Origin of the sequence: Vibrio sp. 10N.261.51.A4, from assembly GCF_041471945.1 — a bacterium.
GTDB classification, from domain to species: Bacteria; Pseudomonadota; Gammaproteobacteria; order Enterobacterales; family Vibrionaceae; genus Vibrio; species Vibrio crassostreae_C.
Window position 1 is genome coordinate 90455 of record NZ_JBFRPJ010000031.1, and the last position, 14230, is coordinate 104684.

At 43.4% G+C, this 14230-nt stretch carries 21 protein-coding genes; 8 read left to right on the top strand and 13 right to left on the bottom strand.

Annotated elements, in window-relative coordinates:
- Positions 1–107: 107 nt before the first annotated feature.
- The 7 genes from AB4384_RS08215 to AB4384_RS08245 form a co-directional block, all read right to left on the bottom strand.
- Positions 108–572: a transposase gene (locus AB4384_RS08215; RefSeq protein WP_372129305.1), complete on the bottom strand. Its 465-nt coding sequence runs from the start codon at positions 570–572 to the stop codon at positions 108–110.
- A 14-nt stretch (positions 573–586) separates the two neighbouring features.
- On the bottom strand, positions 587–1585 hold the full coding sequence (locus AB4384_RS08220) for a transposase (protein ID WP_372129306.1): 999 nt from the start codon (positions 1583–1585) through the stop codon (positions 587–589).
- 27 nt (positions 1586–1612) lie between these two features.
- Positions 1613–1921, bottom strand: a complete 309-nt coding sequence (gene tnpB, locus AB4384_RS08225) for an IS66 family insertion sequence element accessory protein TnpB (protein ID WP_372129335.1) — start codon at positions 1919–1921, stop codon at positions 1613–1615.
- A gap of 26 nt (positions 1922–1947) precedes the next feature.
- Positions 1948–2235, bottom strand: a complete 288-nt coding sequence (gene tnpA / locus AB4384_RS08230; protein ID WP_372129307.1) for an IS66 family insertion sequence element accessory protein TnpA — start codon at positions 2233–2235, stop codon at positions 1948–1950.
- Between the two features lie 232 nt (positions 2236–2467).
- Entirely contained in the window at positions 2468–2641 is a 174-nt protein-coding gene (locus tag AB4384_RS08235) for an AlpA family phage regulatory protein (RefSeq protein ID WP_372129308.1), read from the bottom strand.
- Between the two features lie 258 nt (positions 2642–2899).
- A complete protein-coding gene (locus AB4384_RS08240; protein WP_372129309.1) occupies positions 2900–4141 on the bottom strand; it encodes a DNA N-6-adenine-methyltransferase in 1242 nt (413 codons plus the stop codon).
- Positions 4134–4328 carry an AlpA family transcriptional regulator gene (locus AB4384_RS08245; protein WP_108193384.1) on the bottom strand — a complete coding sequence of 65 codons (195 nt, stop codon included), beginning with the start codon at positions 4326–4328 and terminating at the stop codon, positions 4134–4136. Before AB4384_RS08245 ends, AB4384_RS08240 begins: the two co-directional genes overlap by 8 nt.
- A gap of 161 nt (positions 4329–4489) precedes the next feature.
- Here AB4384_RS08245 and radC (AB4384_RS08250) point away from each other — a divergent pair, with 161 nt between their 5' ends.
- Genes radC (AB4384_RS08250) through AB4384_RS08260 form a run of 3 tightly spaced genes read left to right on the top strand, consistent with a single transcriptional unit; the run spans position 4490 to position 5903 of the window.
- Positions 4490–4963 (top strand): DNA repair protein RadC, encoded by a 474-nt coding sequence (gene radC, locus AB4384_RS08250; protein ID WP_372129310.1) that lies wholly within the window; start codon positions 4490–4492, stop codon positions 4961–4963.
- On the top strand, positions 4960–5406 hold the full coding sequence (locus tag AB4384_RS08255) for a DUF2787 family protein (RefSeq protein WP_372129311.1): 447 nt from the start codon (positions 4960–4962) through the stop codon (positions 5404–5406). The genes radC (AB4384_RS08250) and AB4384_RS08255 overlap by 4 nt, the downstream gene beginning before the upstream one ends.
- 50 nt (positions 5407–5456) lie before the next feature.
- A complete protein-coding gene (locus AB4384_RS08260) occupies positions 5457–5903 on the top strand; it encodes a DUF2787 domain-containing protein (protein ID WP_372129312.1) in 447 nt (148 codons plus the stop codon).
- Between the two features lie 39 nt (positions 5904–5942).
- Here the strand turns inward: AB4384_RS08260 and AB4384_RS08265 are convergent, their stop codons facing one another.
- Both AB4384_RS08265 and AB4384_RS08270 read right to left on the bottom strand, forming a co-directional pair.
- On the bottom strand, positions 5943–6140 hold the full coding sequence (locus AB4384_RS08265; RefSeq protein ID WP_372129313.1) for a helix-turn-helix transcriptional regulator: 198 nt from the start codon (positions 6138–6140) through the stop codon (positions 5943–5945).
- 8 nt (positions 6141–6148) lie between these two features.
- On the bottom strand, positions 6149–6358 hold the full coding sequence (locus AB4384_RS08270; protein WP_371957401.1) for an AlpA family transcriptional regulator: 210 nt from the start codon (positions 6356–6358) through the stop codon (positions 6149–6151).
- A 127-nt stretch (positions 6359–6485) separates the two neighbouring features.
- Here AB4384_RS08270 and AB4384_RS08275 point away from each other — a divergent pair, with 127 nt between their 5' ends.
- From AB4384_RS08275 to AB4384_RS08285, 3 genes are all read left to right on the top strand, one after another.
- A complete protein-coding gene (locus AB4384_RS08275; RefSeq protein ID WP_372129315.1) occupies positions 6486–7952 on the top strand; it encodes an ATP-dependent RecD-like DNA helicase in 1467 nt (488 codons plus the stop codon).
- 427 nt (positions 7953–8379) lie between these two features.
- On the top strand, positions 8380–9102 hold the full coding sequence (locus tag AB4384_RS08280; protein WP_372129316.1) for a helix-turn-helix transcriptional regulator: 723 nt from the start codon (positions 8380–8382) through the stop codon (positions 9100–9102).
- A gap of 291 nt (positions 9103–9393) precedes the next feature.
- A complete protein-coding gene (locus AB4384_RS08285) occupies positions 9394–10152 on the top strand; it encodes a hypothetical protein (protein WP_372129317.1) in 759 nt (252 codons plus the stop codon).
- 284 nt (positions 10153–10436) lie between these two features.
- Here the strand turns inward: AB4384_RS08285 and AB4384_RS08290 are convergent, their stop codons facing one another.
- The 4 genes from AB4384_RS08290 to AB4384_RS08305 all read right to left on the bottom strand — a co-directional run bounded on the left by AB4384_RS08290 (position 10437) and on the right by AB4384_RS08305 (position 13160).
- The gene (locus AB4384_RS08290) at positions 10437–11093 is read right to left on the bottom strand and encodes a hypothetical protein (protein WP_372129318.1); all 657 of its coding nucleotides are present in this window, start codon (positions 11091–11093) and stop codon (positions 10437–10439) included.
- 733 nt (positions 11094–11826) lie between these two features.
- Positions 11827–12327 carry a phage N-6-adenine-methyltransferase gene (locus AB4384_RS08295; protein ID WP_372129319.1) on the bottom strand — a complete coding sequence of 167 codons (501 nt, stop codon included), beginning with the start codon at positions 12325–12327 and terminating at the stop codon, positions 11827–11829.
- The gene (locus AB4384_RS08300; RefSeq protein WP_372129320.1) at positions 12317–12994 is read right to left on the bottom strand and encodes an inovirus-type Gp2 protein; all 678 of its coding nucleotides are present in this window, start codon (positions 12992–12994) and stop codon (positions 12317–12319) included. Before AB4384_RS08300 ends, AB4384_RS08295 begins: the two co-directional genes overlap by 11 nt.
- Entirely contained in the window at positions 12984–13160 is a 177-nt protein-coding gene (locus tag AB4384_RS08305) for a hypothetical protein (protein WP_372129321.1), read from the bottom strand. The genes AB4384_RS08300 and AB4384_RS08305 overlap by 11 nt, the downstream gene beginning before the upstream one ends.
- Before the next feature lie 155 nt (positions 13161–13315).
- On the opposite strand from AB4384_RS08305, the gene radC (AB4384_RS08310) reads away from it, so the two are divergent.
- Both radC (AB4384_RS08310) and AB4384_RS08315 read left to right on the top strand, forming a co-directional pair.
- Positions 13316–13780, top strand: coding sequence for a DNA repair protein RadC (gene radC, locus AB4384_RS08310; protein ID WP_017089268.1), 465 nt, complete (start codon positions 13316–13318; stop codon positions 13778–13780).
- Positions 13777–14211 (top strand): DUF2787 family protein, encoded by a 435-nt coding sequence (locus tag AB4384_RS08315; RefSeq protein WP_372129323.1) that lies wholly within the window; start codon positions 13777–13779, stop codon positions 14209–14211. The genes radC (AB4384_RS08310) and AB4384_RS08315 overlap by 4 nt, the downstream gene beginning before the upstream one ends.
- Positions 14212–14230 lie beyond the last annotated feature (19 nt).

Consider the following 14230-nt stretch of genomic DNA (forward strand, 5'->3'; position numbering starts at 1 on the left):
CAATACTGTATAACTCAGCATTCTACCTAATTTAGTGTGTACGTGTTCATATTCCGCTAATTTTTCTGGAGAAATTCACATCTTTTATGTTTTTACAAAGTAAGCGATCATTTTGAGGCCGGATGGACCGCCACTCGCTGTAAAACATCAACAAGGTAATGGTAAGGATTGATATTATGAAGTCGACAAGTCACCATTAAACTTTGGAGCACACCTAACTGCTCCGCACCCAACTCAGTCCAACAGAACAAGAAGTTTTTTCTTCCCATTGGAATAACGCGCAAAGCTCGTTCAAGATGGTTCGTGTCGATTTGAAGGTGTGGGTTCGTGAGGAACACTTTGAGTTCGTCGCAGCGTTCACCGGCATAATTCAATGCTTTAAGAAGCTTATTCGAGGGCAAGTATTCCGGATTTTGTCTCTGCTCGTAAACCCATTCAAAAAATACAGTTATTATCGGCTCGCTGTTCTTTTGTCGATACTCTAGCGCTTTATCCGCCGGTAACTTAGCATTTCGGATGTGCTTTTCATGCTGGTACAGCTGTGCTATCAAGTCGAGGGCGTGCTGAGCCAATTGAGGTTCGATATCTAAAGCTTGCTCGAAGTAAGGCGAGTATGTGCCCAGCAGGTGGCGTGAGTCACTTTCTCATCGTGTTCATTGAGCTGTTTCACCGCTTTTGTATACGCGGTATAGCCATCACTCAATAAAGTGCCCGAAAACCCTTTTAGTTGGTCAACAGCGAACTGCGTTCCTCGGCTTTTTGACCAAGTGAACGTGACTTCATCTTCTTCACCATAGATTGGCCAGAAGTAAGTTTGCTGCATTTTCCCCTTTGATTTGCGACCGGCTTTCATTGGTACTTCATCCATCGCCAACACTTTACTTTGCAAGATGTGGTCACGTTGCGCCTGATAAATCGGCTCAAGAAGCCCAATGGCTTTCTGTATGTAGTTAATGAGGGTGGCGCGGCTGAGTTTAATACCGCTGTCCAATAAGCGTTGATGCTGTCGGTAAAGTGGAAGGTGGTAGACGGCTTTATCCACCATTAAGCCAGCCAGTAAAGACACATCCGCATAGCAACCCTCGAGAACATTAGCCGGGGCTGAGATGTTCGATAAGGTTTGCTCTTTTTTATGGCGCACAACAGGACGTCGGTAGACAAGCACTACATAACTACCTGGGCGCTGAGCAAGACGAGTCGTTTCTTTGTAATCAATCACCTCGTAGTTATCGGCCTCTTCTCCTTCTAATTCAGGAGCAGACAGTTCGATAATTTTACGTGGGACGGATCCGTCAAAGCGTAGACCGGTGTCGTTGACTTCATCTCCTGAGCGCTGAGTTTTATTACGGCGCTTGTGTGATGGGACGGTAATACCAGCATCTTGGTCAACCGAAGGCTCTGGTTTCTTCTCAAACAAGGACGCTTGTTGAGGGTCTCTCTGGAGTTGTTTTTCAGATTTGCGCCCAAAAAGTTGACGCTGGAACCAAGAGAGCTGATTTTTAAGTGCGGCCAGTTCCTCCGCTTGTTCAGCAAGGAGTTCTTCCATTTCTTTGGTGTTTAACTGGCTGATATCACTCTTCTTCATGGTTAAAAACTATACCATAAAGACGACTTAGAGTCGCTTTTTATGGGGGGCTTTTTGCCAATCAATACCGTCGATTAAGCATTGAAGTTGGGTCCAAGTCAGAGGGTGTTTTTGGGTCGGAGAGCCCAGCTTTTGATACAGCCCCAGCTCTAATCGCTTGCTCCATAAACAAAACCCGCCTTTACTGTAATAAAGAATTTTCATCATGGTTCGTTTTCGGTTAATGAAGACAAAGAGCTCTCCATTATTGGCTCGCACCCCAAACTTTGATTGAACCAATGCAGACAGCCCATCGAACTGCTTTCTCATATCGACTGGCTCCGTGCAGAGCCAAATCTTAAACTAAGGGTTTTGGATAAGCATTAGCTGTGCCGCATACGTAAGGTAACCCCGCCTGGTAAAGAGAGCTCAATATCCCACGACTGCTCTCTTTGAGGGGGTGAGATGAGCTGCCAAGTATCAGCGTCAGCGTGAGAGCTAGAGTCTAGGTTTTGCTCTAGACTGGATTCACCTAACAGTTTTTTACGCCAGACATAGAAATTGGAAGCAGTAATATTGTTCTGTCGGCAAAACTCACTCGCTTTGAGTCCGCTTGCTTGATATTGGTCGATGATGGTTTGCCAATCATCAAGGGTACGTCGTGAAGTCATATCTGGTTCTCCTTGATAAGAATGAGTACCAGAATATAGGGTGGTTCTGCTGGGTTAAATACGTCCTAAAATGAACGGTTACTTTACAAAATAGCGAGTAATCTGTTTTTTCAGTAACTTGTATTATCGTTAAAGATGAAATCCGACAAGTAGACTTTTGATAGCACCATATCTAACTGTCGTTTACGTAACAAAGCATGAGAGCCCTCAACTAAAGAAACCTTTAACTGCCCTATCTCTTATCTTTACACTCCAACCATTCGTTGATGTCACTTTCAAACCATGTGACTGCTCGTGAACCAATTGGCACACTCACCTGAAACACGCTGTCTTTTATCTTTTTGTAGACAGCTGACTTACTTAAACCTGTTTTGTCTTTCACCTCAGGTAATCGCATGAATTTCATTATTTTTTCCTTCCTTTTAAACTCTTTTACAGCGCTAAAGACCCTGCGAGGGGTATGAGGTAGTCCAGATACCGAAAAAGCGTCCGCTCCGCCTCCCGGTGGCCGTAATTATTGAATAGGATAAATGGGTGATTTGATGGGCAATGCTGGTTGAGTATTAAGGTGTCGACTTCCCCTCTCTAAGCCAGCAATGCTCTAGCTATTAGACGTTGTCAATTAGCTTGGCCGACCAAGCTAAATGTCGCCGAAGACTTAGTATTAAAGTATTAAATTGTCTTTCTCAACGTACTCCCACTTACTTTCAATGCCTGGACCCAGAATGCACACCATACTGGGAAAATTAGCCGATCCTTGTTCTTGTCCATGCTGAAGAAAGTTCAAGCGCCCTCCAATAAAACGAACCGCTCCTTTTGAGAAGTAATCATGGAATTCATCACTGCCCGTCCTTGCTGGTACTAACATAACCACTTTGGTGCCCTTGAGTGACTCTTCGTAGGCCTTCTTGGCAAATGCTTTCAGCTTAGAGTATGGTGGGTGACAGAACACAACATGACCACTCCAATCTTGCACCAATGCGTCATCTTCTTCTGTAAAATAACTCAAACAAAGCGCCGTTTCAGGCTCTGCTGCAGCATCTAAAGTGAATCCATATCGTTTATCCAGCTGCTCAAAAACCTCTGGTGGCGTCTGCCATTTGTCTTTGTTGGTTTTGCTACTCCTCGCACTTGAATGCGTGGCTTTAAGGTTATTATTTACCTTGTCTGCTGTACCCTTTTTATCTACCTTATCTTCTGGCCTTTCAGTCAATTTTGTTAACACTGAGAAAGAGATTAAATCATCAACTTTGAAAGGAACCGGTATCGCGGTTAAAGCACTCAGTTTATAAAGTAGCAGCCCTTTCAACATTTCGTAGTTTTCATCTTGTGGTGCAATCAAGGTCACCGAGGATTTTGTAGCAAACGAAGGAAAAAATGAGCAATCTTCATGTAGTCCTGAAAAGTCCTCTCTAGTCAAAGAGCATGAACGAAATAAATCAAACTTGACATCCTTGTGAAATGTTTCAATATCGTCTGGCCCATGAATTTGACTGCCTTTAGCGACAACATATACCTTTGCAACACCAGAACCATCTGCGTTACTAGAGCTGCCCCAAAAACAACGAATATCATCATTTTTTATGGCCTCTCGAAAAAAGGCTCCCGATGCAGTCTGATTATCGGCAACCCCACCTAACCTATGCATTACTTGTGAGAACCAAATCTTTGCTAAATGCACTTTGGTAAACTCGTAGCTCGGGTCATTAAAGCGGATGGTAAACCGATAACCAACGACTACAGCATCTGGCGATGCGACCAATTGCTCATAATGGCGTTTTAATGCTGTAAGCGAGTCTTGGATTAACGGCCCCCACTCCTGGTTCACCTGCACTTTTTCAAACTCATTGTGATGGTGCAACGCCGTTTCCCCTAGGATGAAATCCACTCGTTCTTGATTAATCATGAGCGCCTCCAGCTAAAACAGTATCAATCCATTGGCAGACCGCACTTTCTTCCCATGCCACAGCTCGCTTTCCAATACTGACGCTTTTAGGAAACTCATCAGCCTCCATCATTCTATAAATCGCCGAGCGTGATAATGAAGTTACGTTGATAACTTCGTTCAATCGAATCAATCTTTTTGTGTTCATGGTATTCACCTCTTGTTTTCATTCATAAAAGAAGTGAGTCATGTATTTTTTCTCAGGATGTCTGAAACCATTCCAGGAGGTTCAATTCTATTCGATTCAAAATAATCTCAAACACATATTACCTAGGTGAACGAGTGCATTGATTCGATAGGAGAATTGAAATGAATGACCAATCCACCAGCTACCCAAAAACCAAATCGTTGCCGGTGCACCAAGTGTTAGAACAGGCGGCGCAGATAATAGCTAACCGACACTTAAGAGGAGATGTATTTACAAGCCCTAACGCCACTAAAGAGTTTTTAACTTACAAACTGGGGCAACACGAACGTGAAGTTTTCGCGGTGCTTTTGCTAGACAACCAACATCGATTGATTGAATACAACGAGTTGTTCTATGGAACGATTGATGCGGCTACGGTTTATCCAAGAGAAGTCGTTAAGCTTGCGTTAGAGAGAAACGCCGCTGCTGTGATTTTTGCTCATAACCATCCATCAGGAGAGGCTGAGCCCTCACAAGCAGATAGACGCATCACTTCACGGCTGAGTGATGCTTTAGCTTTAATCGATATTCGCGTGCTTGACCACTTTGTGATTGGAGAAACGCCCGTTTCATTTGCAGAAAGGGGGCTAATATGAGCTTACCAATTCTGCATAACGACATATTGCCTTTGTCGAGTGAGCTGAAAGTACGACTTTGCGCCTCTCTTGAATTGTGTGCTATTCCCAAAGAAGCAAAGCGTGTTGCCCTCAACTTTCGCGATACTCAATACTATCAAACCGGTAATGGGCCTCACCCTATCGAGGTCCATCTCGCTAGAGAGACCAGTGAGAGCCCTTGGCACATCGCGGTCATGGCCAGCTTTGCCTACCCAGATAAACAGAGCACACAAATGGAGGTTCAGCTCTACTTCAATTTTCGTCATGGCTGGTTTTATCAACCAGACATTGAACGCTGCGACCTCGACCAACCACAAGTCATTGAGCTCTTTCAGTCTTGGGACAAAGCCTTTGTGAAACTACTGAATAACAAAGGCTTCAACCAACTCACTCTCACCGTTCTTAAAACGCTTTTACCTTAACCATCCCTTCTTAACAAATTACCGCTTCCAAACGGCGGTAAGGAGCCCTTATGCCTGTAAAAACAACCACACAAACCCAGCTGACCTTTGCTAGTACTACCCTAAGAGTCTCAGATAAGTTTCTCGCGGCGCTCAACACAGCAGTCTCAAACAAGGATATATCGCAGGCGAGAACGGTCACTATCAACTTTAGGGACAGCAGTTACTGCGCTGATTCCGGCGGATTTGATCCTGTTGAAATTTGCTTCGCCAAAGAAGAAGGTAATCATTACCATCTTCTTTACATGACAGATTTCAGTTTCTCCGGCGGTCACTACCCCGAGCTTGCTCGCGACTTAGATTTTGATATCGGTAACAATGCGTTTTTTGCGCGTTACTCAGGTTGGCAATGCCTTGATAGTCGCGATGTCCGTGCGATGTATAAGCTCTGGGAGGGAAACTTCCTTGCTTATCTAGAAATGGGGAGCTTTGATGAGATAAAGGTTGAATGCTTCTAATCGGCAAAACTAAGGCTTGGGTTTTCCAAGCCTTAGTTTTTAACGTGTTCGTTCACAAATTTTTTGGTTCATCCAGAGTTCAATCTCATACAAACGCCATACTACCGATTTGGCTCCGACTCGAATTGAATTTGGAAATTTACCTTGCTCCATAAGGGCGTAGATACTGGTTCGCCCTAAACCCACAAGACCCATCACCTCATGAACATTGAGCCGCTCATCTTTGTTTTCTCTCATGAACCACCTCAATCAATATCGTAACCATAGAGAGCATTTTCATCCCGCCGCCCTAGTACATCACACATCCAATCTTGGACTTCGCTTTCAAGCCAAACCGCAGCTCGACAGCCCAACGGAACACACCTTGGGAAGCGTTCTTCCTTAATATATCGATTGATAGAAGAGCGACTCAGGCTCGTCATCTCCATCACTTGCTTCATTCGGATAAAACGCATATTGCTTCCTTATTAAATTTAACGAGCTTTAGACGTCAAGCCATTCAGGTAAATGTACCAGCAGTGCCCAAGAGATTTTTTACACACCCATCTCATTTTCTGATACGAACCTTTCAGGAAACGAACCATGAGTCTTTTACCTTATTTTGAAAACACAACGCTGACACCAAGCCAAGAAGAGCTCGTTTTAGAACTCGATTTATTTTTAAACGATGATTGCCATTCGACATTTTTACTCAAAGGCTTTGCTGGGACAGGGAAAACCTTCATTACGCAAGGTTTAACGCGATACCTTACAGCGAATGAGCGAAAATTTACTTTAATGGCCCCGACAGGCAAAGCTGCCAAAGTCATTTCGAACAAAACCCAAATAGAAGCCATGACCGTTCATCGAGTGGTCTACAAATACTTCGATATCGATAAAGAGTTAAAGTCAGATTCAGACCCTATTGATATCGCAACGCTTAAGTCATGCCTTTCAGACAACCCAGATGCTCATAATGCGGTCTATATAATTGACGAAGCTTCCATGCTGTCAGACCAATTCAGTCAATCTGAAATTGGGAAGTTTGGTTCGGGGTATCTTCTCCAGGATTTACTGGAATACATCAATTTAGACGACTGGCCACAACGTAAAATCATTTTCATCGGGGATAACGCTCAGTTACCTCCGGTACGATGCGTCGGCTCCCCCGCCCTAAACTTAGACGGTCTAGAAAGTTTCTACGACTTAAGCTGCACAGAAATCGAACTCACCGATATTGTCAGGCAGAAAGCCGACAGCGGCATTGTGAACAATGCGATGGATATACGCAAAGCACTGGAAAGAGACAAGCTCCACCCTGTTCAATTGTCGGCCAATGAAAAAGATGTCCATAAACTTAAAAAGGAAGCCTTTCTCGAACAGTATTTCGTCTCTTGTGACCATAAACTTGAAGGCTGTAAAGACAGTGTCATCATTACCTACACCAACCGACAAGTCAGAGACTACAACCGTAAGATACGAGAGAGGATGTTTAAATCACACCGAACGCTACACATTGGCGAGCAAGTTATGTGCGTAGAGAATCTCGATAGCGATGACTACTTCATCTCCAATGGTGAAATAGGCTGGGTTACCCAGATTGATTCGGAGATTGAAAAGCACATCATCGACATTCCACCGCGCGAGTGTGATGACTTTGAACCCGGAGTTGTCACTTTGGAATTCATTGAAGTCACCGTTAGATTCCTGAAAGACAATAACGAGCCGTTTGACGTTAAAAAGAAAGTGCTAAAAAACTTACTGGAAAGCCCTAGCGGCACGCTCACAACGAAAGAGCGTAAGGCTCTGCTTCTCGATTTCAAACAGCGATACAAAGCAACCCCTGAACCTAAGGAGCTTGAATTTCTAGAAGCAAAGGCCACAGATGAATATTACAACTGCCTTAAACTCAAATATGGTTATGCGATAACTTGCCACAAAGCACAAGGAAGTGAGTGGCCCCATGTGTTTGTCGATAACAACCGAGCCAATACCCAAAGCGAACAGACCTTAAGGTGGATGTATACCGCAGTGACTCGCGCCAAACAAACCCTCTACATCAAGCAGTAAAGAATAAGCCCTAAGCATTGCTCGCTTAGGGCTATTTTTGTTTGCCTGTCCAATAATCAGAACTCAATGCTCTTACTCATAACATAAGGATGAATCGAACATATTTGTTCGCCGTTGTCCTCTAGTGTGTAGGTTAGGTCTTTAAATCGCCAATTAAGTCAATCCAAAAAAAAGACAAACATACATTACCAAGGTGAATAGGCTGAAATTATTTACTACCAACCTGCTCAGCATCTTGCACTTTGAACCTTACCTTTCAATTACGCCAACTGTGACTGATAGCAAATAAAGCAAGCCATAAAACCAATCCGGCAAGTAATGCCCGCTCAATCCGTAGCATCAGAAATTATTTTCTGAGAGCACGGCAAGTTAGTTCAATCACTCCACCTGAATAGCATTGCTTTGCCTTAACCTACAGCAGTTAGTTATGGCGACTAAACCCAACTTAAGAGACCATGTATCGCTTCTTTTTGAGCTATACAACCGCATACCACAAACTCACTCAATAACCGCACAGGAGTTACAACAACAGCTTTCCTCTATCGGCGTAGAACGAGACATTAGAACTATCCAAAGAAATCTCGACATCCTTGTACAACACCTCAACGTAGCCAAAGACACTCGCGACCGCCCTTATGGGTATCGCCGTGAAGCTTCAATACTAAATAGTTTCGGCGCTAGAGAAGCCATCCTTCTTGCATTCGCGGAGCAGTGGTTAACTAACACTTTTCCAGTCGAATATCGGGCAATCATTCACTCTCTCTTCAGTGACGTCCTACAGCAGAAATCCCAAAAGCATAATACCGTTTCATTACAAGATCTGGTCTACGTAAACGAGTCTTTGATTCCAAGCATCAGCTACACCCCAATCTTCAACTCAGTCTTTGAATTGATATGCAAGGCGATGGTTGACACTAATCAACTCAAGATTGAACTTCCTGATGGCCAGCACACCATCGAACCTCTTGGCTTGGTGATAATTGAGCAAGGACTGTCTGTTATCTATTACGAGCCCAAAAATCATCAAGTCAAACATGCCGATGTATCAAACATCACGAGCGCTCACCTATCAACGTTCGATTTCAAAAGACCTAAGGAATTTTCAATAAAGGCTTACATCAAACAGGTACCAACTGAGCCACAGAGCTAAATTGAACATAACAACCGCCCTACAACGCTGTAGGGTTTCAAACTAAAAACAAGAAAAGGATATCTAAATGGCATTAACCGAACCGTTACTGGCTAGCATTATCACGCCTTCCAGCCAACTAAACAGTGGCTCACTGAATTGTCCGACTTCAAGGACAACACCATGAAAGCACTCATCGCAATCGGCATCGGACTGTCTGTTTTACTCGGTTCAAAAAGCCTCCCATTTTGGCTTGTCATCGTAGCCTTCATTTTATTTGGCGGCAAAAAATCAAACTAGTAAGGAAATCACATGAGTTTAATCAAAAAGTTAATATTGGGCTGGCTGGCTCTTTCTGTCGTTATCGGTGGATGGGCTCTTGTTACGGGAAATACGTCCGAAGAAGCAATGCTTAAGAATCAATTTGTCGGCATCTGTGAGGATGTTCTGGATGAGGCTGAAGATGATATCAACAACCAGTTACAGCTAAGGTTGTTCGAATCAGGTAAACCAGGAAAGATTCAAGTCGATGGCATCAATGAAGAAGGAATCACAGCAGAGCGCGGCTACAACGGCGCTGCTATCGCCTGCCCATACAAACTCGACGCCAACTTTGATACAAAAGGCATCAATGTATTGACCATTGTAAAGCTTAATCCTGAGGGTGATATTGTTGGAACAGAAAACATGATTAATGGCCTGCAATCCCAACCAAAGAAAACCACCAGCATTGACTCACAACGCATTTCCAAGCTTCGCGAGTTAGCCAAGAACCAGATCTGCGAGACCGTATTCGAAACGAATGCGGAATTTACCAAGAATCAACTTGACACCCACATACCTAAGGCAGGTGCTATCGCTCAAATGAGTCAACAGCCAATCATCGCAGATTCACAAAGCGGCAAACCGAATGCATTCATTTGTGATTTCAGACTTCAATCCTCGGTTACGGGAATAGAGCCACACATGATTTTTGAAGTTGAGATTGACTCAGACCAAAACATCACCTCCGTTGTGGGTTGGCCTGATGTCTTTGACCCACAAGAGAATCTATGGTGGTCAGAGCTATAACAGCAAGTATGGAGAAATTCGTTTCCTCGCGCTTTGAAAGATATATTATTAAGAAAAGCCCTTAAATTGCATAAATAGGGCCTAGTCTGGATATCCAGACTAGGCCCTGCAATACGAAAGGCACTGTAATTCTTAATTTTTGGCCTATCTCTTTACCGACCTGTGTGCGTCGTTAATCAAACGCCTTCCTGCGAACTATTGGCGTAAATCCGTAACGAACTCGAAATAACGGCGCCGTATATTTGTTCTTGGTAGCTGACAACGCACTTATGATCCGAGTTCGGTCATTTACCACTTGATACAGGATTATACCCATAACGCACCTGAAATAAGTAAGTCTCAGGAAACTCAACATCTCTAACTGGTGCAAGGTAGCTTAGGTTTTGAAATAGCATTGCTCTGTCATCATCATGGAACTTTTCTGACAGTGTTTCATTATTATATTCAATGTCATATTCATCTCGAGCTAAGCCACCAAACATTCCCCCAACGGAGCCCTGGAATGACCTTGTTACTTGAGTCATACATTCATTAAGTAACTCGACCAACGTTCCACGAGCAAACATATCACCGCTCTCGGGATTTTCATGAGACTCAAAGACATCACTTTTAACCCAAAAGTACCCCTTATGCTCATCATCACTACTGCATATCATCGCTATTGCTTTATCTTTGTGATTGCAATGTTGTGCATACACATCTTGTACCTTTATAAATAGGCATTCTAATGCTTGTTTAGCAAACTGAGGTTTTACCATTAAGTTAAAGCTAACTGTTGAAAACGGAACATCATTGACACACCATTTGGAGTAGAGGTTATGAATCAATGAGAGTGAACGAGAAAAATGTGGCACTGACGCTGCGTCAATTGGTAATCCTTTGTATTCAGTAGCACTGTAATGTGTTGGTTCTTTATCGTAGAACTCAGTTGAAAAAATCATGGTGTCTTTCCTCTTAAAATTGAAATGGATGCTTTGTCTCAATAGAAGAGGTGGTGGAGTATTTTTGTCTGAAATGGATTTGTAACTGATTGATATTGATAAACATAAGAGTCTTTAGGACTCTTAATTGATTAGAATGAATTTGATAGAAAAAAGAGATAAGAAAAAGATTTATAATGATGTCGCATGGTCATGCTCCTCTATGCATTATAAATCCTACCCAGTCTTCTCTGCTCTCTTAATCTAACAGACACAACCGAATCGCTTCAGTCATGCCTGTTAGGTAGAACCCCTTGTCGAAACAGAAGCTCTCTATACAATAGGGATAAATGTGTATTTTTTATTTTCAGAAGATGATGTAGCCTTTGCATCAATATGGAAAGCAACTCTAATACTCGACGAGCTAGCAAGGTGCACATTCCACATTGAATAATGTGCAACCACTCTGTTGACGTTCTAACTGGGTTTCTGTGTTGAAACATGATGGTTTGGAGCGATATGGGCATAACGCCAGCAGCTTTCGCTACTGGCTCGCATCATTGTTACGCTCGACTATCAATCTATTCATCCAGTTCGTGCTCCCCCCATCCGGATGCTCGTTCACCGAGTGACACGTTGTGTGCCCCCATTAGCCATCACTTATTAGATGGTCGATTTGCTCAGCTGAATCCTCTCTATTACTTCTTTTAAGCAGATTAATCTCATGAAATAAAAGCGCTATGTGAAAAATGACTTACTCGGTGTCTAACTTAAGCTTGTCTTGAGTGGTGGTTCCTATTTTGTGTTCTACCCCTTTCCCCATGACACACACCATACTTGGGAACGGCGCTGCATCCTGCTCCTCCCCATCCTGCAAGAACTTGAGTCGCCCCTTAATCAGACGCACCTCTCCATGGCTTAAATGGTCATGGAAGGCTTTTGTGTCCGTTCTAGCAGGGACCAACATTACGACGGTTGCCCCTTTATCCGCTTCCTCTTGTGCTTTCTTGGCAAAGTCTTTGAGCTTGGAATAAGGTGGATTGCAGTAAACCGTTTGATTACTCCAGTCTTGAGTAAGCGCATCATCATCCATCGTAAAGTAATGGTCACACAGTGCTGTTTCAGGCTCAGCCGTTGCATCAAGCGTAAAATGAAACTCTTCGTTGAGTTTCTCAAACACAGCGGGTGGCGTTTGCCATTTATCACGCTTGGGATTTCCCGTTCGAGCGCTGGAGAAAAATAGCTTATTGTCCATCACGACTCTCCTTAGTTTTGGTGTTGGCGGTTTTCTTTTGGACCTTTTTGGATTTACTGATGAACGAACCTAATGTGTTTTTCACATCATGACCCGTTGTGTTGACTCTGGCCTGTCGACTCAATACATAGAAAAGTAAACCACACTGGTAACGGTAATCATCGTGCTCTTTGTTCAACTCAACAAGTGGGTGATTCAAGAAAAGACAAAGCTTATTGATGTCATGCTTGTGGATTCCTGTTGTTTTTGCCCACGAGTTTTTGATGTCTTTTGTAAGCCGTTTTCTTAGCTTGAACTCCTTGGTAAACAGTGGGCAGTTAGATGTATCAAGGAAAAGAGTCATACGGTAACTTATACAGCCCGTTTGACTCACCTCCCTTTTCCAAATCACATTAATGTTGTCATTATCCCGGTAATGGCACAGACGGTAGAACCACTGGTTGATTATCGTTTTTTCTTGTTCGTCCTGCTCCTCTGGTATTCGCAGCCGGAATCGAAAGACATAACAGCAGCCAAAGCGCATCAAAGCGTTTTGATATGCACGAGATAAAATCTCAAGCGAAGCCAAAGAAAGATGGCCATGGTCAATATCGACTTGATAATCACGATAAAACCCATCCTCTAATCGCTTCAAATCTGCCTCATTGTTCATCATTTTATCTTCCATAGCGTTTCTTCCTTTTTTCTTTTTCCACTACTTGTATTGCCAGCCTTTCGCCTCGTTCTTGTATCCAGTTTTGGATGCCTTGAGAGCGCCAGCCACTGGTATGAATCACTTCTTTTAGTCTCATCAAGCGATTGGGATGTTCGGTGTTCGAATGGTTTGAATTCATGACCATTGCCTTTGTTGGTTTCACTCAAACAAAGACGTTGTTGCGTATTTTTTATCTCAACTGGTCTCAGTCGGTCTCATTCAAATTCGATTGGAAAGTTTTTCACATCCATATCATCCCCTTGAGTATTCCGTTTATTGATACAAGGAGAAGATATGGAAACGCTATATACCTTCAGCGCTCCCGTCACAGAGCACCAGATATTAGAGAAAGCCGTCGAGATACTAGAGAGCCGCTTAGTGAGTGGGGATGCTTTTACTCGTCCGAATGACACGAAAGCCTTTCTACGCTGCAAGCTAGGAGAATATGAGAGAGAAGTCTTTGGGGTGATGTTGCTTAATAACCAACATCAATTGATTGAATTTAATGAGTTGTTCTTTGGCACGATTGACAGCGCTTCAGTGTATCCACGAGAAGTGGTGAAGCTGGTGCTTGAGAGAAACGCCTCAGCGGTGATTTTCGCTCATAACCACCCATCGGGTGATGCAACCCCCTCACAAGCAGATAGACGCATTACAGAGCGTTTAAAGGATGCTTTAGCGCTCGTTGATGTACGGGTACTTGACCACATTGTGGTGGGCAGTGATTGTGTGTCTTTTGCTGAGAGAGGCTGGCTATGAATCGTGTTATCAAGCGTAATTTCAAACTCGACCTATTCCACCAGCTGGTTGATCTATTGATTGAGCAATATGACATTCCCACAGAAACAAAACGAGTGGCGCTTAACCTTAAGGTCGCAAGCTTCTACAGCAACCGAAACGGGATACAACCCATAGAGGTACAGCTTGAACGAGCTAATCCTAATGAACCTTGGGAGGTGCGATTCATCGCTTCTTTTGATTACCCAACACCAGAAGCTGAGAGCGTTGAAGTATCTCTATATTTTAACTTCAAACACCAATGGTTCTATCAACCAGACATTCAACGATGCGAGCTCAACAGGCCTGAGGTGCATTCGCTCTTCATCAGCTGGCTCAAGGCATTCACCAAACACCTAAAGGCATCACAGTTCGATACACAGACACTCACTATCGTCAGTCGATTCCAGTAGTTGCTTCTTTCTTACTTCA